General features: G+C 72.1%; 24 protein-coding genes. 13 read left to right on the top strand and 11 right to left on the bottom strand.

Annotated features, from left to right (window positions below):
* Positions 1–55 precede the first annotated feature (55 nt).
* Complete coding sequence (locus tag ACIBH3_RS19505; RefSeq protein ID WP_396313236.1) at positions 56–967, bottom strand: MerR family transcriptional regulator; 912 nt, start codon at positions 965–967, stop codon at positions 56–58.
* A 232-nt stretch (positions 968–1,199) separates the two neighbouring features.
* Here ACIBH3_RS19505 and ACIBH3_RS19500 point away from each other — a divergent pair, with 232 nt between their 5' ends.
* Positions 1,200–2,054 (top strand): SGNH/GDSL hydrolase family protein, encoded by an 855-nt coding sequence (locus ACIBH3_RS19500; protein WP_396313235.1) that lies wholly within the window; start codon positions 1,200–1,202, stop codon positions 2,052–2,054.
* Between the two features lie 52 nt (positions 2,055–2,106).
* Here the strand turns inward: ACIBH3_RS19500 and ACIBH3_RS19495 are convergent, their stop codons facing one another.
* Positions 2,107–2,574, bottom strand: coding sequence for a YjdF family protein (locus ACIBH3_RS19495; protein ID WP_396313234.1), 468 nt, complete (start codon positions 2,572–2,574; stop codon positions 2,107–2,109).
* 332 nt (positions 2,575–2,906) lie between these two features.
* Here ACIBH3_RS19495 and ACIBH3_RS19490 point away from each other — a divergent pair, with 332 nt between their 5' ends.
* Positions 2,907–3,683, top strand: coding sequence for a DUF4328 domain-containing protein (locus ACIBH3_RS19490; RefSeq protein WP_396313233.1), 777 nt, complete (start codon positions 2,907–2,909; stop codon positions 3,681–3,683).
* Positions 3,684–3,763: 80 nt separating this feature from the next.
* Here the strand turns inward: ACIBH3_RS19490 and ACIBH3_RS19485 are convergent, their stop codons facing one another.
* Entirely contained in the window at positions 3,764–4,444 is a 681-nt protein-coding gene (locus tag ACIBH3_RS19485) for a response regulator (RefSeq protein WP_396313232.1), read from the bottom strand.
* Complete coding sequence (locus tag ACIBH3_RS19480; protein WP_396313231.1) at positions 4,441–5,694, bottom strand: sensor histidine kinase; 1,254 nt, start codon at positions 5,692–5,694, stop codon at positions 4,441–4,443. The genes ACIBH3_RS19485 and ACIBH3_RS19480 overlap by 4 nt, the downstream gene beginning before the upstream one ends.
* Before the next feature lie 132 nt (positions 5,695–5,826).
* On the opposite strand from ACIBH3_RS19480, the gene ACIBH3_RS19475 reads away from it, so the two are divergent.
* Together ACIBH3_RS19475 and ACIBH3_RS19470 are read left to right on the top strand one after the other, a co-directional pair.
* Complete coding sequence (locus ACIBH3_RS19475; protein WP_396313230.1) at positions 5,827–6,747, top strand: ATP-binding cassette domain-containing protein; 921 nt, start codon at positions 5,827–5,829, stop codon at positions 6,745–6,747.
* The gene (locus tag ACIBH3_RS19470) at positions 6,744–7,607 is read left to right on the top strand and encodes an ABC transporter permease subunit (protein ID WP_396313229.1); all 864 of its coding nucleotides are present in this window, start codon (positions 6,744–6,746) and stop codon (positions 7,605–7,607) included. Before ACIBH3_RS19475 ends, ACIBH3_RS19470 begins: the two co-directional genes overlap by 4 nt.
* Before the next feature lie 82 nt (positions 7,608–7,689).
* Here ACIBH3_RS19470 and ACIBH3_RS19465 read toward each other — a convergent pair whose 3' ends face one another.
* From ACIBH3_RS19465 to ACIBH3_RS19455, 3 genes are all read right to left on the bottom strand, one after another.
* The gene (locus ACIBH3_RS19465) at positions 7,690–7,908 is read right to left on the bottom strand and encodes a hypothetical protein (protein ID WP_396313228.1); all 219 of its coding nucleotides are present in this window, start codon (positions 7,906–7,908) and stop codon (positions 7,690–7,692) included.
* Between the two features lie 92 nt (positions 7,909–8,000).
* A complete protein-coding gene (gene gcvH / locus ACIBH3_RS19460) occupies positions 8,001–8,396 on the bottom strand; it encodes a glycine cleavage system protein GcvH (RefSeq protein ID WP_396313227.1) in 396 nt (131 codons plus the stop codon).
* 126 nt (positions 8,397–8,522) lie between these two features.
* On the bottom strand, positions 8,523–9,635 hold the full coding sequence (locus ACIBH3_RS19455; RefSeq protein WP_396313226.1) for a Scr1 family TA system antitoxin-like transcriptional regulator: 1,113 nt from the start codon (positions 9,633–9,635) through the stop codon (positions 8,523–8,525).
* Positions 9,636–9,774: 139 nt separating this feature from the next.
* Between ACIBH3_RS19455 and ACIBH3_RS19450 the strand changes: the two genes are divergently transcribed.
* The 5 genes from ACIBH3_RS19450 to ACIBH3_RS19430 all read left to right on the top strand — a co-directional run bounded on the left by ACIBH3_RS19450 (position 9,775) and on the right by ACIBH3_RS19430 (position 12,844).
* Positions 9,775–10,221, top strand: a complete 447-nt coding sequence (locus ACIBH3_RS19450) for an ATP-binding protein (protein ID WP_396313225.1) — start codon at positions 9,775–9,777, stop codon at positions 10,219–10,221.
* On the top strand, positions 10,218–10,655 hold the full coding sequence (locus ACIBH3_RS19445) for a hypothetical protein (protein WP_396313224.1): 438 nt from the start codon (positions 10,218–10,220) through the stop codon (positions 10,653–10,655). The genes ACIBH3_RS19450 and ACIBH3_RS19445 overlap by 4 nt, the downstream gene beginning before the upstream one ends.
* 117 nt (positions 10,656–10,772) lie before the next feature.
* Positions 10,773–11,837 carry a helix-turn-helix domain-containing protein gene (locus ACIBH3_RS19440; RefSeq protein WP_396313223.1) on the top strand — a complete coding sequence of 355 codons (1,065 nt, stop codon included), beginning with the start codon at positions 10,773–10,775 and terminating at the stop codon, positions 11,835–11,837.
* 97 nt (positions 11,838–11,934) lie between these two features.
* The gene (locus ACIBH3_RS19435) at positions 11,935–12,090 is read left to right on the top strand and encodes a hypothetical protein (RefSeq protein WP_396313222.1); all 156 of its coding nucleotides are present in this window, start codon (positions 11,935–11,937) and stop codon (positions 12,088–12,090) included.
* A 91-nt stretch (positions 12,091–12,181) separates the two neighbouring features.
* The gene (locus ACIBH3_RS19430) at positions 12,182–12,844 is read left to right on the top strand and encodes a hypothetical protein (protein WP_396313221.1); all 663 of its coding nucleotides are present in this window, start codon (positions 12,182–12,184) and stop codon (positions 12,842–12,844) included.
* 58 nt (positions 12,845–12,902) lie between these two features.
* Here ACIBH3_RS19430 and ACIBH3_RS19425 read toward each other — a convergent pair whose 3' ends face one another.
* On the bottom strand, positions 12,903–14,585 hold the full coding sequence (locus ACIBH3_RS19425; RefSeq protein WP_396313220.1) for an FAD-dependent monooxygenase: 1,683 nt from the start codon (positions 14,583–14,585) through the stop codon (positions 12,903–12,905).
* A gap of 75 nt (positions 14,586–14,660) precedes the next feature.
* On the opposite strand from ACIBH3_RS19425, the gene ACIBH3_RS19420 reads away from it, so the two are divergent.
* Together ACIBH3_RS19420 and ACIBH3_RS19415 are read left to right on the top strand one after the other, a co-directional pair.
* On the top strand, positions 14,661–15,374 hold the full coding sequence (locus tag ACIBH3_RS19420) for a TetR/AcrR family transcriptional regulator (protein ID WP_396313219.1): 714 nt from the start codon (positions 14,661–14,663) through the stop codon (positions 15,372–15,374).
* 93 nt (positions 15,375–15,467) lie between these two features.
* Positions 15,468–16,418: a hypothetical protein gene (locus ACIBH3_RS19415; RefSeq protein WP_396313218.1), complete on the top strand. Its 951-nt coding sequence runs from the start codon at positions 15,468–15,470 to the stop codon at positions 16,416–16,418.
* 87 nt (positions 16,419–16,505) lie between these two features.
* Here the strand turns inward: ACIBH3_RS19415 and ACIBH3_RS19410 are convergent, their stop codons facing one another.
* Positions 16,506–17,240 (bottom strand): maleylpyruvate isomerase family mycothiol-dependent enzyme, encoded by a 735-nt coding sequence (locus ACIBH3_RS19410; RefSeq protein WP_396313217.1) that lies wholly within the window; start codon positions 17,238–17,240, stop codon positions 16,506–16,508.
* Between the two features lie 197 nt (positions 17,241–17,437).
* Here ACIBH3_RS19410 and ACIBH3_RS19405 point away from each other — a divergent pair, with 197 nt between their 5' ends.
* Positions 17,438–17,776 (top strand): DoxX family protein, encoded by a 339-nt coding sequence (locus ACIBH3_RS19405; protein WP_396313216.1) that lies wholly within the window; start codon positions 17,438–17,440, stop codon positions 17,774–17,776.
* Positions 17,777–17,871: 95 nt separating this feature from the next.
* On the opposite strand, the gene ACIBH3_RS19400 is transcribed toward ACIBH3_RS19405, so the two are convergent.
* On the bottom strand, positions 17,872–18,540 hold the full coding sequence (locus tag ACIBH3_RS19400; RefSeq protein WP_396313215.1) for a hypothetical protein: 669 nt from the start codon (positions 18,538–18,540) through the stop codon (positions 17,872–17,874).
* A 219-nt stretch (positions 18,541–18,759) separates the two neighbouring features.
* Between ACIBH3_RS19400 and ACIBH3_RS19395 the strand changes: the two genes are divergently transcribed.
* The gene (locus ACIBH3_RS19395) at positions 18,760–19,659 is read left to right on the top strand and encodes a carbon-nitrogen hydrolase family protein (protein ID WP_396313214.1); all 900 of its coding nucleotides are present in this window, start codon (positions 18,760–18,762) and stop codon (positions 19,657–19,659) included.
* An 87-nt stretch (positions 19,660–19,746) separates the two neighbouring features.
* Here ACIBH3_RS19395 and ACIBH3_RS19390 read toward each other — a convergent pair whose 3' ends face one another.
* Positions 19,747–23,994, bottom strand: a complete 4,248-nt coding sequence (locus tag ACIBH3_RS19390) for a ricin-type beta-trefoil lectin domain protein (protein WP_396313213.1) — start codon at positions 23,992–23,994, stop codon at positions 19,747–19,749.
* Positions 23,995–24,010: the final 16 nt, after the last annotated feature.

Genomic DNA, 24,010 nt, shown 5'->3' with positions numbered 1-24,010 from the left:
GGCGCTCCCGCGCCGGGCCCGGCCCGCCGCAGCCGCAAGTCGCAGTCGCCGCCGGTCAGGCGGCCGGGTACCGCTGCTTCAGGGCGGTGAGGAGCCAGGCATGCGCCGTGCCCATGTCCGGTCCCGCCTCCGCCGGGCGCAGCTGCGCGGACAGCGACCAGTAGGCCAGCATCAAGGGGTCCACCCGGTTGCGCAGCTGGAGGGTCAGGGAGCGCCGGAAGTCGGCGGAGTCGACTTTCCCCTTCGCGGCGGCGTGCGCGGCGACGAAGCAGTCCAACGCCGCGCCGGGCGCCAGGCCGTCCCCCGGCTCCCGGCCCGCCAGCTCCAGGCCGGCCAGCTCGTACGCCTCGCCGAGGCCCTCGTAGTACAGCACGGCGTCGTAATCGCCCGCCGAGGCCTCCCGGACGGCGGCGGCCGCCGCGCGGTCGGTGGCCAGTGCGTGCAGCCGCGCGTACGCCAGGGCCTGCTGGGCGGTCGGCGCGGACGGCAGCTCGGGCACGGCCGCGTCGACGATCGCCGAGACCAGCCGCGCCGGCAGCCGCGCGGGCAGCACCCGGCGCCAGAAGGCGGCCAGGGCGTCCGTGGTCGGCGTGGTCCGCAGGGCGTCGCCGAGCAGTTCCAGGCCCTCCGGGCCGGCCAGCGCCAGCGCCTCCAACGCGGCCTCGTTCCACCGCAGTTCGGTGAGCCTGCGGCCGACCTCGGCCCGCTGCCGCGCCAGCGCCTCGTCCAGCCCGGCCCCGCCGCGCAGCACCCCCTCCACCGCCGGCAGCCCCAGCCCGAGCGCGCGCAGCCGCCGTACGGTCCGCAGCCGCTCCAACGCCTCCTCCCCGTACCGCCGGTGGCCACCGGCGCTGCGCCCGCTCTCGGGGAGCACCCCGGAGTCCGAGTAGAAGCGGACGGTCTTCACGCTCACCCCGGCTGCCTCGGCCAGCTCACCGATGCTCAGCCCCTGTACGGCCCCCGCCATATCCTCACCCGTCTCCCGCACCCAAGCCGGCGCTCCACGGCGCTCTCCCGCGCTCCCCTGATTCTGCCCCGGGGAGCTCCCGCCGTGCGGGGGGAGCGGACGACCCTCGGACATCGCCGGTGGCGCGCTCACCACGTCGTCGCCGGCCACCCCCGTGCGGGCGGCGCCCGCCGTACCCGTGGGTAGGGGGCGGCGTACCCGGCGGTAGGGGCGCGCGTACGATCGACGGGCTATGGAGAAGAGCGCCGCAAACACCGTGTACCGAAGCTACGTCGCCCTCGGGGACTCCTTCACCGAGGGCATGTGCGACGACGTGCTGTCCGACGGCCACTACCGGGGGTGGGCCGACCGCGTCGCCCAAGCCCTCGCCACCGAGCCCGCCGGCGCCACCGAGCCCCCCGCCGCCGCCAACGGCCCGGCCGGCGACGGCCGGCAGGCCGGGCCCGGGTTCCGGTACGCCAACCTCGCCGTCCGGGGCAAGCTGATCGGCCAGATCCACGACGAGCAGATCCCCGTCGCCGCCGCCATGCGCGGCGAGCTGGTGACCCTCGCCGGCGGGCTGAACGACGTGCTGCGCCCAGGATGCGACATCGCGCAGGTGGAGCAGGCGCTCGGCCGCTCCGCCGCCGCGCTGCTCGACTCCGGCGCGACCACCGTGGTGATGTTCACCAGCACCGATCCGACCCGCCGCCTGGCGGGCAGTGCGCGGCTGCTGCCGACCATCCTGCGGATGAAGGCCTTCGTCGAGGAGCTGGGCAGGGATCCGAGGATCGCCGTGGTCGACCTCTTCTCGGCGCCCTGCTTCGACGACCGGCGGCTCTGGGACGAGGACCGGCTGCACCTGTCGCCCGAGGGCCACCGCCGGGTCGCCGAGGCGGTGCTGGAGGCGCTCGGCCGCCCGGCCGCCTTCGACTGGCGCGCGCCGCTGCCGCCCGCGCCGCCGCGCGCCCGCACCGAGAAGCTCGCCACGGACCTGCGCTGGCTGGGCTCCCACCTGGGCCCGTGGATCGGCCGCCGCCTCACCGGCCGCTCCTCCGGCGACGGCCGGCCGCCCAAGCGCGCGGAGCTGCTGCCGTACGAGGGCTGAACCGCTCCCGTACGAGGCCGAGCTGCGCGCGCCCGAGGCGGCCGGCCCTCGTTCAGCGCCCGCGCTTGCGGAGCTTGCTCTTGGCGCGCTTCAGCGCGTACCGGCGCTCGGCCTCGGCCTGCTCCCTCCTCCTGGCGTCCGCCGCGCCGCGGGACTTGCGCTGCTCGGTCTCCAGACGCACGGCCTCCTGCGCGGCGGTGCCGCGCCGCCCCTCGGCCACCCTGGCGGCCTCGCGCGCGGCGAGCCGCACGGCGCGCTTGGGGTTGGGGCGGGCCGTACGCCGCTCGGGCGCCGTCACCGGAGGGTTGGCGTGCGCGCGTTCCAGCAGCGCGCCGCCATGGCGCAGCAGGAACTGGAAGAGCTCGGCGTCGGTGGGTTCGCTGCCGAACACGACGCGGGTGGCCCGGACTTCACCCGCCTCGGCGACCTCCAGGACGCCGACCCAGAACGGCGCGTCGAAGCAGACGGTGAAGCTGACGGATGTGGGCGTGGCGGTGGCATCGGACGCGGGTGTGGGCATTCTCTCTCTCCAGGGCAGGCCGACCACCGGCCTGACGAGGCCGGATTCCGGCACACCGGACATCCCTGGAGAGGGCGGATACAGACTGCCGCGCGCAGGCGCGACAGCGCCCGGGCTACCGACCGGGCCGCGTTTTCGTGAGCCCGACGAGCGTACCCCGTCCGGTGGTACGCCCCAGAGCTCGTCGATCTCGTGACGATCTGTCGGCAATCGCGCCCATATGCCCCGTGAGCTGCACCGATAAGGGGTGGAGCAGCGCTCTCGCGAGGCCCTAGAGTCTGGCGCGGCCCCCGGCTCGGGGGCCTGTCGGCCGCCCTTGGAGCTGTTGAGCGATGCCCTGTACGACCTGTCATCTCTGGCCGGCCATCACCTCGAACCACCTGTGCTCCGGCTGCGCGAGCGCCGCGCCCGGCTGGCCGCTGTCCTACCGTTCGCCGCGCGCCCTGGCGATCGCCGTCACCGTGCTGCTGTCGCTCTGCGCGGCCGTACGGCTGGCACTGCTGGTGATGAACATCCGGTTGTACGGTATGACCGGCGATGTGCTCGCCGACATCCGTTCGGCGGACGGGGAACTGATCGGCCGCCTGACCGACATCGACGCGGCGCTGGACGGCGGTCATCTGCTGGTCGAGATCGTCACGGCCATCGTGTTCATCATCTGGTTCCACCGTGTTCGTGCCAACGCCGGGCTGTTCGTTCCCACGGGGCACACATTCGGCAAGGGGTGGGCGATCGGCGGCTGGTTCACCCCCTTCGTCGCGCTCTGGATCCCGTGGCGGATGGCCGCCGACAACTGGCAGGCCAGCGCGCCGCTGGGCGGCGACGGCGAGCGCCGGTTCGTCCCCCACACCGTGGTCTCGCTGTGGTGGGTCAGCTTCGTGGGGGCGGTCATGGCCACCCGGCTGGGCGGGATACTCATCCACCCCGACGTCGACGCCATCCGGTCGGCGGTGCGGGTGCTGATCGCCGGCGACGTCCTGGAGGTCGTGGCCGCGGGCCTGGCGATCACCATGGTCTGGCGCCTGACCGGCATGCAGGACAAGCGCGCCGCGGTGTACAACCCCTGGTCCACCAGCCCGGTCACCGCTCCGGCCGCGCCCGGCCACTGACCGGCGGCCGGGCCGGCTCTCCGGGGCGGGCCCGGTCCCGGCTCCCGGTCCCGGCTCCCGCCCCGAGGTCCGACCGGTGCTCAGCGGGGTGCTGCGACAAGCCCCATCTCGTACGCGGTGATGACGAGTTGGACCCGGTCCCGGGCGCCCAGCTTGGTGAACAGCCGGGCCACGTGCGACTTGGCGGTGGCCACCGAGATGCAGAGCTCCGCCGCGATCTCGCTGTTCGAGCGGCCACGGCCGACCAGGGTCAGCACCTCGCGCTCCCGCTCGGTGATGCCCTCGGCCGGCCGGACGGAAGGCTCCGCGGCTGGCCGGGCGGGCTCCGGCTGCCGGATGAAGTCGGCGATCAGACGGCGCGTCACCCCCGGCGCGATCAGCGCGTCCCCCGCGGCGACCACCCGGATCGCGGCGAGGATGTCGTCCAGCGCCATGTCCTTCACGGCGAAGCCGCTCGCACCGGCCCGGAGCGCGCCGTAGACGTGGTCGTCCTCGTCGAAGGTGGTCAGGACCAGGATCCGCGTCGTGCCGGGGCCGGCCGTGATCCGGCGGGTGGCCTCGATCCCGTCCATCCCGGGCATCCGGATGTCCATCACCACCACGTCCGGCGCCACCTCCCCGGCCAGCCGCACCGCCTCCGCGCCCGTCGCGGCCTCGCCGACGACCACCAGGTCCGGGGTGTCGGCCATCAGCACCCGCAGACCGGATCGCACCAGCGGCTGGTCGTCGGCGAGCAGCACCCGGACGGTCGTCTGGCTCATCGGGCCTCCACCGGAACTCCGACCGGCTCGGGCAACGGCAACCGTGCCGCCACCCGGAAGCCGCCCTCGGGACGCGGCCCCGCACTGAGGCGGCCGTGCAGCAGGCCGACCCGCTCCCGCATGCCCACGAGGCCGAAGCCGTGGGCCGAGCCGCTCTCGGCGCCGCCGCGCCCGTCGTCGACGACCTCCACCAGCAGTTCCTCGTCTCCGTAGTCGATGGCCACCCGGCAACGCCCGGTGCCCGCGTGGCGGACCACGTTGGTCAGCGCCTCCTGCACGATCCGGTAGGCGGACAGGTCGATGTCGGCCGGCAGCGGACGCTGCTCCCCGCTGCGGCGCACGTCGACGCGTACCCCCGCGTCGGCCGTCGCCGCCGCCAGCCGTTCGATGTCCGCCAGACCTGGCGAGGGCGCGAGCGGTGCCCGCCCCGGGCCCGCCGCGTCCGGGTCGGACTGACGGAGCGCCACCAGCGTACGCCGAAGGCCCGACAGGGTCTCCCTGCTGGTGGCCTCGATGGCCTGTAGCGCCGCGTGGGCCTCCGCGGGCTGGGTCCGGATGACCCGGCTGCCCACCCCGGCCTGGATGGCGATGATGCCGATGCTGTGCGCGACCATGTCGTGCAGCTCCCGCGCGATCCGCAGGCGCTCGACTGTCACGGCCTCGGCCACCTCCTGCGACCGCAGCGCCACCGCGTGCTCGCGGCGCTCGCGGCTCAGCAGACCGACCGTGCCGGCCGCCGCCATCGCCAGCAGGGCGATCACGCCGTTGACGGTCAGGTTGTCCCCGTACGCGAAGCCGGCGATGACCAGCAGCTGCACGGTGAAGGACACGGCCACGGCCGTGATCGAGGCCCGCCGCGTGCTGGTGGCGACGATGAAGCCCAGGACGACGTCCACCGCCAGGCACGACAGGAACTGACCCTGGTACGACACCGACAGGCTCGCGGCGGCGGAGCTCGGCGGGCCCACCACCACCATGGTGGATCCGAACAGCGTCAGGGCCAGCGCCAGCAGCGGCCTCCGTCGCAGCACACCGATGAGCAGGCTCAGGGCCAGCAGCGACCCGACGGCGCGGACCGTGCCCGAGGCCGTCGGCGCGCCCGCCACCAGCAGACCCACCATCAAGAGGTAGAGCACACCGCCCGTCCAGGCCGCGACCCTCGTCCCCGTCATCGGCGGTGTGCCCCCGTCGAGCGGGACCTCACGAGGCGAACCGCGCGCAGGCAACGGGGTGGTCGGTGTGGCGTCCATGCCGCGAGACTAACCAGCCGGTGCCCGCCCGGGCATCGGCCCGGGGATGTAGTCCCGCGGGCTGACCCGGCCGCGCGATTGCCGCCCACGGCACCATGACCGGACGGCGCCCCGCCCGGCAGGGTTGCTGCCGTGATCGAAGTCAACGAACTCACCAAGCGCTACGGCGGCAGGACCGCCGTCCACCAGCTGTCCTTCACCGTCCGGCCCGGGCAGGTCACCGGGTTCCTCGGACCCAACGGAGCAGGCAAGACCACCACCCTGCGGCTGATCCTCGGCCTGGACGCGCCCACCGCCGGCACCGCCACGGTCAGCGGCGTCCCCTTCCGCGGCCACTCACGCGGCCTGCGCCACGTCGGCGCCCTGCTCGACGCCGGCCGGGTGCACGGCGGCCGTACCGCCACCGCCCACCTGTCGGCCCTGGCCCGCAGCAACGGCATCCCGCTGCGCCGGGTGGAGGAGGTGCTCGCGGAGGTCGGCCTCGCAGAGGCGGCCCGGCGCCGGATCGGCGGCTTCTCGCTGGGCATGAAGCAGCGGCTCGGCATCGCCACCGCGCTGCTCGGCGACCCGCCGGTGCTGATGTTCGACGAGCCGATCAACGGCATGGACCCGGAGGGCGTCCTCTGGGTGCGCCACCTCTTCCGCCGCCTCGCCGCCGAGGGCCGCGCGGTCTTCCTCTCCAGCCATCTGATGTCGGAGATGGAGAACACCGCCGACCAGCTCGTGGTGATCGGCCAGGGCCGGCTGATCGCCGCGGAGAGCGTACGGAGCTTCGCCGCCCGCAGTACCCGGCTCAGCGTGCTGGTGGGCACTCCGCAGGCCACCGAGCTGACGGTGGTGCTGACCGCCGCCGGCGCCTCGGTCGAGCCGGAGGGCTCGGCGGGCGCCGAGCGGCTCAGCGTCACCGGCCTGCCCGCCGAGCGGATCGGCGCGCTCGCCCACGAGCACGGGATCCCCGTGCACGAACTGACCACCCGCAGCGCCTCCCTGGAGGAGGCCTTCATGGAACTGACCGCCGACAGCGTCGAATACCTCGCAGGGAAGCCCCGATGAGCACACTCGCCTCCGCCGCCCCGGCCGCCGCGCCCGCCGCCGATACCGCCGACGGGACCCGCACCCGGTTCGGCGACCTGGTCGCCGCCGAATGGATCAAGACGCGCTCGTTGCGCTCCACCCCGTGGCTGCTCGCCTTCACCGTCCTGTTCGTGATCGGCTGCGCCGCGCTGGCGGCGCTGGCGGACGCCAGCAACCTCGCGCACATGGACCCCGGCCGGCGCGCGACGATGTCCGACTTCCTGGTGTTCGACGCCTACCCGCCCCCCGCCTACATGACGTTGATGCTGGTGGCCGGCAGCCTGGGCGCGATCTCCGTCGTCAGCGAGTACAGCAGCGGCCTGATCGCCACCACCACCGTCGCCGTCCCCGCCCGTGGCTCGGTGGTCCTGGCCAAGGCGGTCGTCATGGCGGTGCTCTGGACGGTGGTCGGGACGGTGACCGCGATCGGCTCGTTCGCGGTCGCCCAGGCCGTCCTGCACGGCCAGCACGCCGGAGTCCCCTTCACCCACCCGGGTGTACTCCGGGCGATGGTCGCGTCCGCGCTGCTCGCCCCGGTCTGCGCGCTGATCGGCCTCGGCCTCGGCGTCCTGATCCGGCACAGCGCCGCCACCATGGTCACCAGCGCCGTCACGTTGCTGATGCTGCCGCTCTTCTTCTCGACCAGCAGGCGCTGGTCCGCGGACATCAACCACGCCATGGTGTCCACCGCCTGGAAGCGCCTGGTGCAGAACTGGGAGCCGCAGGCCCACTCCCTGGGGTTCGACGCCACGGTCGGTGGATCCTGGACGGTGTACGTGCTCTGGCCGCTGGTCGCGATCGTCCTGGCGGTGGTGTTCGTCCGGCGCCGCGACGTGTGAACGGACCTCCCGGGGCGCCTCCGGGGGCGGCGGCGCAGGATCGCCCCCGGAGGCCGGCCGGTGGTGCCGGTCGCGCGGGCGCCTACCGGTACTCGTCCTCGTTCAGCTCGACGATGCGGGACTGCTCGACGCGGTCGGCCTCGTTCGCGGAGTCGTGGTCGACGCCGTTGAGGCGGTCGTCGCGCAGCGGTGAGAGATCGGCGTGCTGCTCGGCGGCGTCCGCCTCCGGCGCCTCGACGTCGATCTCGATGAGGTCGGACTCTGCCTCGAACGTGTCCGGGTCGGTCGGGTCGATGCTCATGGGGCGTCGTCTCCTCGGGTTCCTCGGGTTCCTCGGGTTCCTCGGGTTCCTCGGCGGGTCTGCGGGTCCGGCAGGGGTACCTGCGCCGGAGGCTAGCTCGTCTCCTCCTTGACGTACTGCTCGTACTCGGCGGCGGAGAGCAGCTCGTCGAGCTCCTTCGGGTTGGACAGCGTCAGCTCGACCAGCCAGCCCTCACCGTACGGGTCGGTGTTGGTCTCCTCCGGCGAGTCGTTCAGCGTCTCGTTGACCGCCGCGATCTTGCCGCTCACCGGCGTGTACACCTCGGAGACGGCTTTGACCGACTCGATGGAGCCGATCGGCTCCGAGAAATCGAAGGTGTCGTCGACCTTGGGCAGCTCCACGTACACGATGTCGCCCAGCTGCTTCTGCGCGAAGTCCGTGATGCCGATGCGGACCCGCTCCTTGTTCAGGGACCGCACCCACTCGTGGTCCTTGCTGTACTTGAGGTCTTGGGGAACGTTCGCCATGACCGGCTCCGAGGTCTCGTGTTTGGGCCGTTGCGGAGTGGAACGGCCGCTTCACCAGAGCCTGCTACAGCGGAGGCGCGGAGTGCGGGACACTCACTCGTACGAGTGAGTTGGGCCGGTCGGCGGTCAGCAGCCGGCGGGGAAGTCTCCGGCCCGGATGCCCGCGATGAAGGACCGCCAGGCGTAGGTGGAGAACACGAGGGCCGGGCCCTCGGGGTCCTTGGAGTCGCGGACGGGGACGTGTCCGGGGACGTCGTGGGCGACCTCGATGCACTGGCCGCCGTCGTCGTCACTGTAGGAGGACTTGCGCCACGACTCCGTAGGCAGGTGACCAGCGGTGGTTCGCATGTTCAGAAGCCCTTCCCTCAAGCTTTGGATCAGCTCCGCGCTCTCTCGTACTGAGAGGGCGTCCGCCTGAAGCCGAGCATAGCGGCGTTGACGAAGCTGGATCTGGTCGGGATCTTCGATGAAATGGCCATGACTCAGGCTCTCGGTGTAGAGACGCGGCCTTCCTTCGGGCAGAGTCAGGAGAGTCATTGTGCATCCGAAGGAGTGGGCACCAAGGCTGAAGGGGGCGACCTGAAGCACGATGTTCGAGAGCCTCCCGACCTTGAGCAGGTGTCCGAGTTGTTCATGCATCACCTCGGGGCCGCCGACCAACTGTCGGAGTGAAGGTTCGGCAAGAATGACGGTCAGCAGGGGTGGATTCGGGCCGAAGAGGCGATCTTGACGGCCCAGTCGGGCGGTGACCATCTCCTCGATACGGTCCGGGTCGTCGGCTGACTGGCCGCCGGCGAACAGGGCGCGCATGTAGGTCTCGGTCTGCAAGAGGCCGGAGATCCGGAGCACCTGGTACTCCTGAATCATCGTCGCCGTCGACTCGATCTTCGCGAACCGCTTGAACCAGTCGGGGTGTTCGACCTGTGCGTACCAGTCGACCTCCTCCCAGATCTCCAGCAGCTCCCCGCCCGTCCCCAGGAGGGTGTCGCAGGCCGTGACATACGGCTTCTGCGGCACCCGGATCCCCGCCTCGATCCGCGTCACCAGCGGGCGGCTGCACGGGATCAGCCTGGCCAGCTCGCCCTGTGACATCCCCTTCGCCTCGCGGCTGCGCCGCAGCAGGGCGCCGAACAGGGAGGCGGCGCTCGACCGCAGGTTGGGATCGGTGGACTTCCGACGGGTCATGGTCTGCCCCCTTGGTACCAAGAACCTCGCTGGCACTGGCTGATTGCTCGCCACCGTAGCTCCGTGCGCCGATGATTGGTGGCGGAACGAAGCGGGCTGCTCGCTGTGCGTGAGTGCGCCGGAGGTCCGTGCGCCCCCTCTTCGGTCTCCGAATCAGTCGAACCAGTCGACCCCACCCGGAGGTGGCTTCGCCATGCCCGAAACCCTGCACAGACCGCCCGCGTTGGCGGGTGCACACGCCTGCTGGCTGCCGCGTCACCGCCGCTCGGCCGGCACGGCCCGTCGGCTGCTGCGCGCCTTCCTCGCCGACCTCGACGGCGGCGAACGGTACGCCGAGGTCGGTGAGTTGCTGATCAGCGAGCTGGTGACGAACGCCGTCGAGCACGCCCGCGTGCCGGCCGGTCGGCTGATCGAGGTCCGGTTCGAGCTGGGGGCGGACTGGCTGCGGATCGAGGTGCACGACGCGAGTGACGACCGGCCGACCGTGCTGGTGGGCACGACCGGCGAGGACGAGTCGGGCCGGGGCCTGCTGCTCGTAAGGGAGTTGTCCACCGCGTGGGGCTGCCGGCCGCGTGCGGGCGGGATCGGGAAGTGCGTGTGGGTGCTGGTCGGGCCGGTGGACGAGGAGGTCCCGGCGTGACGGCGGAGGCGGCGGGGACGGACGTGGCGTTGGCGGCGCGCTGGCCGAGGATCGCGTCGGAGCTCGGCCGGGCGCGCCGGGAGGAGGCGCGGTCCTGGCTGGCCGCAGTGCAGGGGGAGGGGGAGGGCGGCGGCCCGGCATTGGCGGACCTGGCACCGGCCGAGTTGCTCGCCACGACGAGGCGGGCCCTTCGGCACGTCGCCGGGCTCGCGTACGTCCTGGACACGGTGGAGCGTGCGCTGACCGGTGCGGCCCCTCGTCCACGTACCCTCTCCGAGGCGCTCGCGCCGGTACGGGCCCACCTGCTCTGGGCGTTCGACACCGACGAACCCTTCAGCGGGGCTTCGGTGTTCGAGGGGGAGGCCGGCCGCCCGGACGGCTCGTCGGTGCGGTTCCGGGTGGAACTGCAGGCCCTGGAACCGGAGTCCGGCTGAAGGTCGGGCGGGGTGGGCGGGGTGCCCGCCGGTCGTCCGCGACGGCGGGAAGGGGAGACTGGGACCATCCGTCGTCCCGGAAGTCGGGGCCGACCGTGGTGAAGGGGGACTTCCGGGATGTGGTCCAAGGAGTCCGCCGCCGCTCTGCCGGTGGAGGACAGGTTCGAGTGGTTCTCCGACACCGTGGCCCGCGCACTGGTGCCCACGGCGATCAAGAGCTCGCACGCCGCCGACTTCCTGGCGGAGGTCGCCGCACTGGACCTCGGCGCCGTCCAGATGTCCACCTTCCTGCACTCCCCCGTACGGTCGCGTCGCCCGCCCGCGCTCGTGCGGCACAGCGACCCGGAGCAGTACCAGCTGGCCTTCGTCACCGGTAACCCGATGTGGGTCTCGCAGAACGGCCAGGACTCGGGTCTCGTCTCCGATGACCTGGTGCTCTACGACACGTCCCACCCGTTCGAGGCGGGGGCGGTCGACGACCCGGGCGCGATCACGCGGGCCGTCATGATCCAGGTGCCCCGCGAGGTGCTGCCGATCCGGGCCGGCCGGGTCGACCGCCTGCTCGCCCGCAGGATCCCGGCGGGGGCCGGGATGGGGGCGATCCTGGTCCAGTTCATCGGGACGCTGGAAGCCCATGCCCGCGAGTGCGGCGAACACGAGCTGGGCCGGCTCGGTGGCGTGCTGCTCGACCTGGTCGCCGCCTGCCTGGCCCAGCACGCCGGCACGTACGGCGAACTCCCGGTCGAGGCACGGCGGCAGGCCATGCTGGAGCGCGTCAAGGCGTTCATCGAGCACAACCTCGGCGATCCCGACCTGACCCCGTCCGCCGTCGCCGCTCGCCACCACATCTCGGTGCGCTCGCTGCACGCGCTGTTCCGGGGGGAGGGGGAGAGCGTCTCGGCCTTCATCCGCCGGCGCCGGCTCGAACAGGCCCGCGCCGACCTCGCCCGGCGGGACCTGCTCACCCTCCCCGTCCACACCATCGCCGCGCACTGGGGGTTCACCGGGCCCGCCGTCTTCAGCCGGGCCTTCCGCGACATGTACGGCATCCCGCCCAGGGACTTCCGCAGGCTGGCGGTGAGCACGCCCGACTGCACGGATCGTCACACGATCCTGCGCGCTGGGCACAGTCCCGGGTGGCCGTCCCGCCCTAGGCTGACGAGCCGGATCATCCGGGAGTGAACGGCGGCGGCCCTCGTCGCGCTGCCCCCGCCGATTCGCCGTGGACCGGATCGCCTCAGCGGTCCGAGCCGACCGTTCGTCACTCTCAGGGGATCCGATGAAGAAGTCCTTTGCCTGCGCCGCGGCTGCCGGTCTCGCGATCACGGCCGCGGGGGTCGTGCCCGCCGCCGCGGCCGGGGCACCCTTCGATTCGTCCTGGACCAACTGGGACGAGGCGCAGAGCGAACCTGAGCTCAGGCGTCCGGGCCGGTGATGAGGCGATGCGCCGATGAGCACATGACCTGATGAGCTGATGAGGACCGGCTCCGCCGTGATTGTCAGAGCGGGCACCTAGCCTTCCGGGCATGGGACTCGCGATCACGGTCGGCATGCTCGACGAACTGATGGACAACGGCGCGGAGCACCTCTCCTCGGAGACGTGCCGGGAGGAGTTCGCCCTCCTCAGCCGGGCGCTGGCGGAGGAGGGCGTCACCTGGCGCGAGCCCGAGCCGGCCGGGCCCGAGGTGACTGGGCGGCCCGAGGCGGTCGACCGCTTCGCGGGGCGGATCGCCTACAGCGACCTGAGCCTCCTGCGGCGCGTCCTCGTGCTGGCGGCCTGGGGCGAACCCGTCACACCGGCGCCGGAACCCGGAAGCCGGCAGGACGAGCTCGACCAGTCCAGGATCGACGACCAGACGTCGATGTTCTCCTCGCACCTCCTCTGCCACTCGGACAACGCGGGCTACTACATACCCGTCGACTTCGACGATCCGCTCTTCCTCGCGGACAGGTCGGTGGCGGGCGCCGGGATGGTGGGCTCCAGCCAGCAGCTGCTTGCCGAACTGGTCGGCTTCGCACCCGCCATCGGTGTCCGGCGCGGCCCGGACGGCTCGGTGGGCGAGGACGAGCCGGCTCGCGCGGCCGACGCGCCGAGCGACCCGTTCGGCAGGGAGACGTACGCCTGGCACCAGCTCTACCGGGCGTGCCTGGCGAGCATCGCGGGTGGGCGGGCCATCGTGTTCCACTGACCGGCCCGGTCCGCGGGTGGGGGTCGGGTCGGAGCGCCGGGGTGGTCGCCGCCGTCGGTCAGCTGCCCGTACAGGGGTCGGGCAGCTGACCGAGCGGACGGCTCAGTACGCGGCCGAGTGCTGCCTTCAGAACTTCGGTGAGGGCCTCGTCGAGGGCTTCGGCGGGCGCGGTCCTGGGCGTGGCATCGGGCGAGGGCGGGGCGATCGCCTCGGTCCGCCAGGCGATGAAGCCGTCCGGGCGTACCAGCAGTGCGCCGCCTACGGGGATCTCCGGCAGGTCGACCTCGTGCACGGGCAGGCCCAGGCGTTCGGCGGCGCTCCGCCAGGCGTCGGGCCGGTGCGGTCCCGCGGCGTCCGGACGGCGGGTGAAGAGGGTGAAGCGGGAGTTCACCAGGTCGAGCGTCGAGACGCCGTCCCCCAGCCAGGCGTGCGGCAGGAGGGAGCCCGGGGCCCCGTCGAGGGTCACCTGTTCGGTCGACGGCAGCTCGGGCCGGGCGTCGATCACCGCGGTGGAGTCGTAGCGGTAGCCGAGGTGCACCACGGGTGCGTTGACCACTCCCGCCGCCGCGCGCGCCTTCGCGGCACCCGGCCCGGAGCCCCAGTGCAGGCGCGGGTCCGCCAACCGGCGCACCGCCTGATCCAGGGTGAGCAGCGCGACCGGGCGGCGCTCGGCCTGGTAGCTGTCCAGCAGCGCGGCGCCGGCCTCGCCGCGCAGGACGAGGGCGAGCTTCCAGGCCAGGTTGTGCGCGTCGGCGATGCCGGTGTTCATGCCGAAGGCACCCAGCGGCGGTACGGCGTGCGCGGCGTCGCCGATCAGGAAGACCCGGCCTCCGTCGGCGAAGCGGTCCGCGACCTGGCCCCGCACCCGCCACGGCAGCGTGCTGATGATCTCGACGTCCAGCTCCGGTGCGCCGAGCGCCGTTCGGATGTAGTCGGGTGTGGGCATCCGGTCGCGGGCGGTGTGCAGCACCCACTCCTTCGAGCCGTCGACGGTGATCAGCATGCCGGGCGCGTCGGGGTGGGTGAGATCGCAGCCGACGAAGCTGTGGCCTCCGGTCAGAGCATCGAGGTCCGCGCGGAACAGGGTGTTCGTCAGGGGCTCGCCCAGGTTCCCGGGCCCGGAGGTGCCGATGCCGAGCGCGGTGCGGACCTGGCTGCGTGCGCCGTCGGCGGCCACCAGGTAGTCGGCGCCCAGCGTCCGGCCGTCCGAGAGCACGGCCGTCACACCGTCGGCGCCGTCCTGTTCGAAGCCGCCGCGCTGTTCGACCGCGCCGCGCTGCTCGAAGGAGACCAGGGCGGCCCCGTACTCCACGACCGCGCCGCGCTCGCGGGCGGCCGCCAGCAGTACGGCGTCCAGCCGGTTCTGCGGGCAGGTCCCGCGCAGGGCGGCCGGGGTGTACGGGGTGTCGGCGCCGCTCCGGGCGCTGGTCCGGGTGCGGCCGCGGCCGTTGGGGTGGGCGGGGCCCTTGGGGCGGGCGGGCAGGTCTGCGGCCGCCAGGGTCTCGGCGCTGATCTTGCCGAGGTTGCCCGCCGTCATGTCGATGGCGACCTCGTTCACCGCGTCCGCGAGGCCCACCTCGCGCAGCAGCTCCACCGTCCGCATGCCCACGCCGGTCGCGCGGGGGTGGACCTGCGGCCCGTCCTGGCGCTCCACGAGGTGCACCTGTACCCCGTGGTGCGCCAGGAACACCGCGGCGCTCAGGCCGACGGTCCCTCCACCGACGATCAGTACTTCGGTCATGACTCTCCCTCCCTCTGGCGGGAACAGTGTTCCCGCAAGTGGGAACACTGTAGCCATATGAGTAGGATGAGCGCCATGGGCGACGAGAAGGCAGTTCCGGCACTGGTGTGGACCCGAGGGCCGCGCACCCCCCGGCGGCAGACCATGAACCTCGGACGGATCGTCGAGATCTCCATCGCCATCGCCGACGCGGAGGGACTCGACGCCCTCTCGATGCGACGCGTCGCCACCGACCTCGACTCCGGCACCACCTCGCTCTACCGCCACGTGGCCGGCCGCGACGAACTGCTCGACCTGATGATCGACGCCGTCCAGGGCGAGGACGCACCGCCACCACTCACCGGAGACTGGCGCGCCGACCTCGGGGACGTCGCCCGCCGCCAACGCGCAGTCCTGCTGCGCCACTCCTGGCTCGGCGGCGTCATGTCGACCCGTCCCGCCCTCGGCCCCAACGCGCTGCGCCAGATCGACCACGCCCTCGCCGCAGCCGCCGCGCTGACCCCCGACATCACGCTCGCCTCGGATGTCATCGCCCTCGTCACGCACTACGTCTTCGGCACCGTCTCCCGGGAGCTGGCCGAGCAGGAGGTGCAGCGGCGGACCGGCCAGACCGAGGACGAGTGGCGCGAGAGCATCGGGCCGTACATCCGCGAGGTCGTCGCGAGCGGTACCTATCCGCAGTTCGCACGGCGGGTCATCGAGGCGCAGGACCGCAGCTTCGACGAGCTCTTCGGCTTCGGGCTCGCCTGCGTCCTGGACGGCATCGCGGGGCGGCTCGGAGGCGGGTGACGGGGGCGGCGACCGGGGTGGTGGCCCGGGTGGCGATCAGGATGTGAGCTGCGGGCATTTCGGTTCGGGCCCAATGATCACTATGGTTCCAGCGTGTCGAACAGTGACAGAACCCTGCCGGGTCAGAACGGGCCGGACGACGGCGGCCAGTGGAACGTGGTGTTCGACGAGGACTTCGTCCGTCGCGCGACGGTGACGGAGCCCTCGGCCGGTGCCCGACTGCGGCTGGTCGGCGGGCCAGGTGGCTGGTCCGGCGGTCCCGGTGGGTCGGGTGGTCCGGGGGTCGGGCGGCTCTGGCTGCGGCGGCTGGCGCTCGGGGTGCCGCTGGCGCTCTGCGCGGTGGTGCTGGCGTTCGGCGTCTTCGGGATCCTGAACGCGCCGTCCGGCGCCGGGGCTTCCGCGCCCGTCACGGTGACGGCGCCCACGTCCACCGCTTCGCCCGCCCCGCCTGCGTTGCCCGCTTCGCCCGGGTCGGCGGCGGACATGGCGACCGCGCCGGCCACGGGCCAGGCCACGGCCGCCCGTTCCGGCTCGGATCCCGCCGTCCCGCTGGACGTGGCGTTCCCGGCCGAGGTCGTGGACGCGTCCGGCGCCAGGTTCACCAGGCTGGGGGCCGCCGTCGCGGCGAGCTGTACACCGTCCGACTCGGTCGGCCCGGGCCTCGCCGAGCTGATCGCCAGGAGCCACGGCTGCGCCGACCTCCGGTTCGCGCTCTACAAGGACGCTCAGAACAACCAGTTCAACCTGGCCGTCTTCACCATGAAGGACCCGAAGGACGTGGTGCACCTGGTCACCCGTCTATCGATGGCCTTCGACGACTACGAGGTCGGCGTCCAGGCCCCGCCGCCCGGCTCCGGCCTGCCGACCCTGCCCGCCGACAGTGGCCTGGTCCAGGCCTTCGCCGGTGGTGGCCGGGCCATGGTCGTCGGCCTGGGCCAGTGGTCCGACGGCCGGGTGGCCGACTACCAGAAGCTGGGCGACCGCCTCCAGCCGCTGCTCCAGAGCGTCTCGAAGAACGTCTTCGCGTACGAGACCGGGCACTGAGCCCGAGTCCGGCCCCGCCTCCTCCCTCGCGCCGGGGGGAAGAGGCGGGAGGGGGCTGGGCCGGACATCTGCCGCCGGGGCCCTGCGTCAGTCGCGGTCGAACGCGGCCAGGTACGCCTTCAACGCGTCCCCGTCGCCGATGACTTCGAGCCGCTCCACCGGCCGCCGCCCCCAGAGCAGGAGCAGCAGGTCACTGGCGCTGCCCCGGACAGCCACCGCGCCCCTGCCGTGCTCGCGGCGCACCCGCCACGCCCCGTCCACGGCCCGGATCAGCCACTCGCCGTCGCCATGGGCGGCCCCGTCGGTCGCGTGCAGGTGCAGGCCGCCCTCGGCGAGGTCGGCGGGCGGCGGGGTCGCGGAGCGGAAGTGCGCGAGGAACTCGTCCACGCCGTCCACCGCGAGCGCCCGTTCGATCGGCTCCTCCCGCCCGGCCGCGAGCAGCGCGTCCCAGGCGTGCACCGCCGTCTCGTGCGCCATCCGCCGCTGGATGAACCCCGCGTCCTGCCGGTCCGACCACGACCACCTCGGCAGCGCCGGGTCCAGCCCCTCCAACGTCGCCGCGCACAGCTCGGCGCCCTCGGCGAACCAGCCGGCCAACTCCCCGTCCGCCGGCCGCTCCGGCTCCACGTACGCCTCCGGACCGCTCAGCTCGCCGTTCGCGATCCGCGTCCAGAACCGCTGCACCTCACCGGTGTGCCACAGCAGGTCGGCGACAGTCCACTCGGGGCAACTCGGCACCCGCGCCCCGAGGTTGCCGGCGGAGCACGCCACCATCCGGGCGGCATCACGGCGCAGGGCGGATACATAGTCAGTCTTGTCCATGTGCAACGACGTTAGCGCCGGGGGAGGATCGCCGCTCCTCCCCTTCCGACCGGTTCTCCCCGAACGAGGTGTCTCCCGCGCCGCAGATTGATTCCAGGGACGTGTCACATTCGCGCGGGGCGGCGGGTCAGAGGGATGAGCACGCAAGATCCGGCCGGGGCGAGTGCGCACCGGCAGCCACCCGATGGGAGCACCTGATGTCCGCCTACGTCGTCGTCACCGTCCTTGCCGCCGCACTGGCGGGCTTCTCGGCCACCTCGGTCTTCCTCCGCGCCAAGTGGGTCATGGAGCCGATGGCCGCCTACGGCGTCCCGCTGGCCTGGCTGCCGTGGCTCGGCGCCGCAAAGGCGGCCGGGGCGGTGGGCCTGCTGGTGGGCCTGCTCGTGCCGGCGATCGGCCTCGCCGCCGGGATCTGCCTGGTGCTGTACTTCGCCGGCGCCGTCATCGCCGTGGCCCGGGCCCGGTGCTACGCCCACATCCCGTTCCCGCTGGTGTACATGGCGCCGGTCGTCGGCGCCCTGGTACTGGGCGCCTGAGCGCCACCGCCCTGGCTCCGCCCCGGCCACCCGGTGCTCGACGAGCACCGGGTGGCCGTGCCGTCGCTTCCCTGCGTACCTGCTGCTACCTGCTCCTACCCGCACACCTCGTGCTGCTGCTCGGCCAGCACCGACCGGGCGATGGCCCCGAAGTCGGCTCTGAAGCTGCTCGCCTGCGCCTCGCCGGGCTCCGCGGCCGCCTCGCCCGGGAAGGTGGTGACCAATACCGCCAGGGCGTGGTTGTCGGTGCAGTACCCGATCGCGGACCTGCCGTCGGGGGTGGCCGTCAGGCCCTGGTCGAGCCGCGCGCGCAGGGTCTTGCCGCCGGTGCCCGCCGGCTGGTCCGGGTCGGTGCTCGACATGAGGATCCGTACGGCGTCCCGCCCGTCGACGGTGACGGTGCAGGCATACCGACGGCCGCGGCCCCCGCCCTCACCTTCGGCCTCCTCGCGCTTCTCCCCGGCCTGTCCGTCCCTCGGCAGCAGCCGCCCGAGCGGAGTGCCGCTGCCGGCGGAGAGTCCGCAGAGCGGCTGCGCCCGTCCCGGCTCCTCCGCGCCGCCCTGCCACGCGACCACCCCGGCCGTGCCGGCCGCAACCACTGCCACGGCGGCCGCGATGATCAGCACGCGCCTTGAGACGCGCCGGTGCCACGGCAGCGCCGCCGGGCCGTCCGAACGCGACTCCAGCATGTCGAGAGGGGGCGTGGACCGCTCATTGCTACCCGTGTCGGAGTCCCGCTGGGTACCCGGATCGCTGGTCGTCATCTGAGGTGCTGTGCTCCGCAATGGGGATCGGCGTCGCGCGCCCGCTCGACGCACGCGAGCGGCAGGTCGGGAAAGCCGGTGTGGACGGCGGAAGTTCGAAGTCCTCCGAGCTGGGAGATCTCGCCGCAGCCGCCCGCCAGCGTACAAGTCACGTCCGACATCCGTACAAGCAGTACCCACCCGCCGGACACCGGTACCACTCCCATAGCATCGACCTACATGACGACCAGCGCCGAGCAGCCCCACACGCCGACCGCCGCCCACCCCCTCCCCGCCCGTCCGCTCCGGGTGGCCGCCGCGCAGGCACAGGCCGTGGCGGGGGACATCGAGGCGAACGCGGCGACGGTCGCGGCGATGATCCGTCAGGCGGCCGGGGACGGCGCCGCACTCGTGGTCTTCCCCGAGAAGTTCCTCAGCGGCTACGAGCCGGACCTCATCAAGGCCGACCCCACGCGCTGCGCCGTCCAGGCGGGCGGCGACGACGACCCGCGGCTCGCCCCGATCGCCGCCGCCTGCCGGGAGACCGCCACCGTGGCCGTCGTCGGCGCCGCGGTCCTCGACGCCGGCGACCTGTACGTCTCCGCCCTGGTCTTCGGGCGCGACGGCGCCTACGTCACCCGCTACGACAAGCAGGCCCTCTTCAAGGCCGAGCGCGAGGTCTACCGCGCGGGCACGCTCGGCTGCACCCTCGAACTGGACGGCTGGCGCCTCGGCCTGGGCATCTGCTACGACTCCGGCTTCGCCGAACACGCCCGCGCCGCCGCCCTCGACGGCTGCCACGCCTACCTCGTCGGCGCCCTCTTCGGCGTCGGCAGCGGCTACCACGAGTCCCGCACCTGGTTCCCGGCCCGGGCCCTGGACAACACCGTCTACACCGTCCTCGCCAACCACATCGGCCGCACCGGCGGCTGGAACACCTGCGGCGCCAGCGCCGTCTGGTCCCCCGACGGCCGCCTCGCCGCCGAAGCCACCCCCGACCACCCCGGCCTCGCCCTCGCCGACCTCGACCCGGCCACCCTCCACACCCTCCGCGCCGCCGAGCCCATGCTCCACGACTTCGCCACCCTCCCCACCCTCCACACCACACCGGGCCCCCGATCCCAGCACCGGTTGGGCTGACGTCGACCGCGCGGTGACAGCCCGCAAAGCGAGAGGTCCCGTCCGATCCGGTGGATCGAACGGGACCTCAGCCACTGCTCTGCGCGATCAGACCGTGAGGAACCAGCGCTGGTTCGGGCCTCCGGTGCAGTCCCAGATCCCGAGGCGGGTGCCGTTGTCGGTCGCCCAGCCCGGGAGTTCGAGGCAGCGGCCGGACTGCGGGTTGTAGATGCTCCCGTCGTAGCGGCGCTGCCACTCCTGGCCGCCCTCGGCGGGGTTGCAGTCCCGCAGGACGAGCTGGGTGCCGTTCGCGGTGCCGTTGCCGACGGTGCCGACGCACCTGCCGTAGACGGTCATGGTGTTGTCGGCGGTGAAGGTGAAGTGCTGGTTCTCGCCGTTCCAGCAGTCGTGGAGGGCGATCGCCCCACCGGTCGCGTCGCCGCCGAAGTCGTCCACGCACTTGCCGGTGTTGTAGGCGCTGCGGACCTGCACACGGGAGTTGGCCGTGGCGAGGTTGTCGGCCTGCTGGCCGGTGAGCGCGTACGGGTAGGTGCGGACGTCACCGATGGCCCCGTTGAGGCCGGACGTGTCCGCCAGCTGGCGCGTGGTCTCCATGCCGATGTTCAGCGCACCGTCCGTCTTCCAGCCACGCGGGGCCCAGCTCGAACCGACGGCCCGGCCGTTGACGTACAGGGTGCTGTTGCCGGTCTCGGCGTTGTACGTACCGACCAGGTGCGTCCAGACACCCACCGCCGGCGTCACGCCCTCCCTGTCGTGCGCGGCGTAGTAGTCGGTGTGGAGGTTGTCGTCCTTGGAGACGGTGAAGGACCAGGTGCCGTAGGCGGCGGAGTACTGGAGGTAGAACGGGCTGCGCTGGTTGCCGACCAGGGACAGGGCGGTCTGGTAGCCACCGGCGTTGTTGAGCTTGACCCAGGCGGCGACGCTGTAGCTCTGGCTGGTGTCGATGCCGGGGGACTGGCTGGTGCGGTAGTAGCTCCCGCCGTTGAGCGCGGCCGCGGCGTTGGCGACGTTGTTGTGGTCGCCGGTACGGCCCGGGCCGCCGATCGCGTTCAGCGCGTTGCCCGCCGAACTGTCGACGACCTTCTCGGTCTTCCCGTCGAGCGCCCACCAGTTCGGGCCGACCCCGGTGTCGGCGACCTTCACCGGCCCGGCGTCGAACGCGAAGCCCGGACTGCCGGCGTCACCGGTGCGGTGGCCCCACCAGATGTGGATCCCCCCGTCCGAGTTGCGCCCCCAGAGCGCGGGCGCGCCGTTACCGGTCAGGTCCCCGTCCGACCCCAGCACGGGCCAGCTGCCGACGGGGACGTTGCCGATCCAGGTACTGGTGGCGATCCCGGTCAGGGTGGGGACGGAGACGGGCTTGCCGAAGTCGTCGAGGAGCGGGTTGCCGTAGCGATCGGTGGGGCTGAGGGTGCCGGTGTTGAAGGTGTAGGCCCAGACCTCGCCGTTGGTCAGGTTGCGCATCCACAGCCCGGGATGCCCCTGCCCGGCCCAGTCGCCAGGGGCGATGAGCTCAAAGTCCTTCCACCCGCCGGCCGCGAGGCGGACGGGTGGGCCGAGCTTCCTCGCACCAAGTGAGGGGTAGAACCACAACACGCCGTTGGCACCGTTAGCAATGCTTTCAACGGTGAGTAGACCGGTCTGGTTCTTGAACTTCAGCCGGTAATCCAGGTCGGTGTGCGCAGGGTCTCCGAGTGCGGCAATGCGCAGAGTAGTGGACCAGTCGGAGGCGTACCCGGTGCAGTATGAGCTGTCGCCCGGTGGCGTCACGCATTCGGGCTTGGCGAGGGTGGCCTTGCTGTCGAATCGGCCTGGGTACCCAGTGTTGCCGGGATTGCCGTAGACGAAGAGGTCCTTGTCTCCGGCGGGGTGAGCCATCAGATCATCCACATTCTTGCCACCGGTCAGCGCCCCGCGGTGCGCGACCTGAATATTGCTCCCCCAGCTCTGACCAGTGGGCGAGTCGGCGGGCTTGGCGGCGAGCGCGGCCATCGGGCTCTTGGCGAGCGAGTTGCCGGGCACGTTGTAGGCCCGCAGGTTGCCGGCCTGGTCCGGGGCCAGGATGTCGGGCGCGCCGTCGCCGCTGACGTCACCGAAGACCGGCGGCGGGCCGTCCGGGTTCCACGCCACGTAGAAGGCGTAGTTGGTGACCGGCGAGACGTTGCCGGCGTCGTCCTGGACCTGGATGTAGATGATGTTGGTGCCCCAGCGCCCGGCGACGACCGGGAGGGCGTTCTTGGGCATCGCGTTGCCGCACTGCCAGGAGGCGTCGGAGAGCTGTGGGTCCCAGCCCCACCTGACGCACGCGACGCCGGAGGGCGAGCCGCCGGCCGGGGCCGGGTCCGAAGGGGTGTAGGGGATGTAGCCGGTCTGCCAGGTGCGGATACCGGAGTTCTGGCCGTTGCCGGAGGGCGGGAACTGCCAGCTCAGGTCCTTCTCGGCAATCTGGTCGTAGACGTTGGGCACGCTGAGCGTGGGCGGGGTCAGGTCGACGCCGAACCGGCAGGTCGGGGTGGAGGCGGACATGCCGACGAGCTGGTCGGAGGCATGGATGCCGTAGCCGTAGAGGTGGCCGTCCTTGATGACGTCCCCGCGGACGGTGAACGAGGCGTTGCTACCGTTCGAGACCAGAGCCGAGTAGCCGTCGGCAACATTGGGAGCACCGGGAAGGTTGTAGTCCCAGATGTGGCTCCAGGAGTACAGCTGGCCCTGAGCCGGACTGCTGACGGTTGCGTTCAGCGTCACGTTGCCGATGTCGGATCCGGCTCCGAGCCAGCCCCAGTCCGCACCGTCGCAGCCCTGGGTGTAGCGGCTGGGCGACGCGGTGTGCGGGGTCGGGTAGGTGTTTGGGTTGGTGGGCGTGTTGGGGGCCCGGTCGTACTCGACGACCACGTACGGCTTGTAGTCGAGGCGCTTGAACGCGAGAGCGTTGCTCTCGTCACCGGACTCGAGGGTGAAGGTGAGCCAGGGGTTAGTGGTCGCATAGCCCTGGTAGGCCGAGGTCACGTTGTACTTGAACTCGATGTTGTCGTGGCAGTCCTTCGCGCCGGATCCTGGGACCATGTCCCGGCCGAGTGACCCGCCGGTGTGGCCGGGCGCGTTGTTCCAGGTGGTGCCGTAGCCGATGGGTGCGTTGGCGAGATAGAGGTCCAGGGGGTACGCGGTGGTGCAGGAGAAGTCGGCGGACTCGTATTCCCAGACGCTCATGGTCGCCTTGTTGATGACGGCGCCGCCGAAGCCCTGGGTGTCGATCTGGAAGAACGCTCGCTCAATGCCCTTCTTGACCTGGTAGCCCTGGTATCCGACGCCGGGGTGGGAGTACTTGTCACCGCCGTTGTCGGGAGTCTTGAGGTAGTTGTTCGTCGTCGGGTACGCCTGCTGGGTCCAGGTCCAGCCGTAGCCGGAGCGGCCGTCGTAGATCCAGCCTGGGTCGATGTACCACGGCCCCTGGCCCTTGCCGAGGATGTCCTGATTCGGTGTCAGGTCGATGCCGTCCTTGGTGACAGTGGTCGGCATGACCGCACTCTTGGCGTCCTTCCCAGGCCCATCCGGCGCGCTGCCCGTCGAGGACTTCGTCGGTGCGCCGGGGCTGCCGGGCTCGGGAGAGGGCTCAGCCGAGAGTGCTGCAGGTGCCGCCTGTGCGGCGAACTTCGCCGATGTGAGGACCGGGGCCTGGGGAGACGCTGCTGCGGTGGAGCTGTCCCACATCTGAGGCGCAGGTGCATGCCAGCGCAGCGTGCCGTCGGCGGCGGTGGCGGATAGGTTGTGGTCGGCATCGGCCTTGATCGTGACGCCGTCCGTCTTGGTGCCGAAGTGAACGGTCTTGAGCTGTGGGTTGGCGGCGGCCGATGCGGTCTTGACGATCAGAACGGTGCTCAGACCGCCGTACTTGGTGGCGGTGGCCCTGAGGTCGATGCCGGGTGCCACATTTGGATAGAGCAGTGCGTTGCCGTCGACGGTGGGGGTCGTCAGCGGGAACGGTGAGTCGATGGTGAGCGTCTTGCCATCGGGGCTGGTGAGTGTGCCCAGGGCGCCAGAGCCTCCGGCGGAGAGGTGGACACCGGCTGCGGACGCCTTGGGAGTGAACCCGCCCCTGGGGTCGGCGACGAGGCTCTCGTCGAGCGTGACCCAGATGCCGTTCTGCTTGACCCGTTGCTGATCCGGGTGCTGCGTCTTGGAGAAGTGGCCCGCGGGTGTCGCGACGGTCTCACTGAACTCGTCGGTGAGCTCATTGATCGGCACAGGCTTGTTGGTGGCTTTGGCCTCGGCGATGGCCTTCTCAGCCGCGGTCGCCGATGGGCGGTCCTTTGAGTGTGCCGCGTCAGCCTCGGACATGATCTCGGCTGCTGGT

Source organism: Kitasatospora sp. NPDC050543, assembly GCF_044457565.1.
GTDB lineage: Bacteria > Actinomycetota > Actinomycetes > Streptomycetales > Streptomycetaceae > Kitasatospora.
The sequence above is the reverse complement of the archived record's forward strand: the minus strand, read 5'-3'. Positions and strand labels throughout refer to the sequence as shown.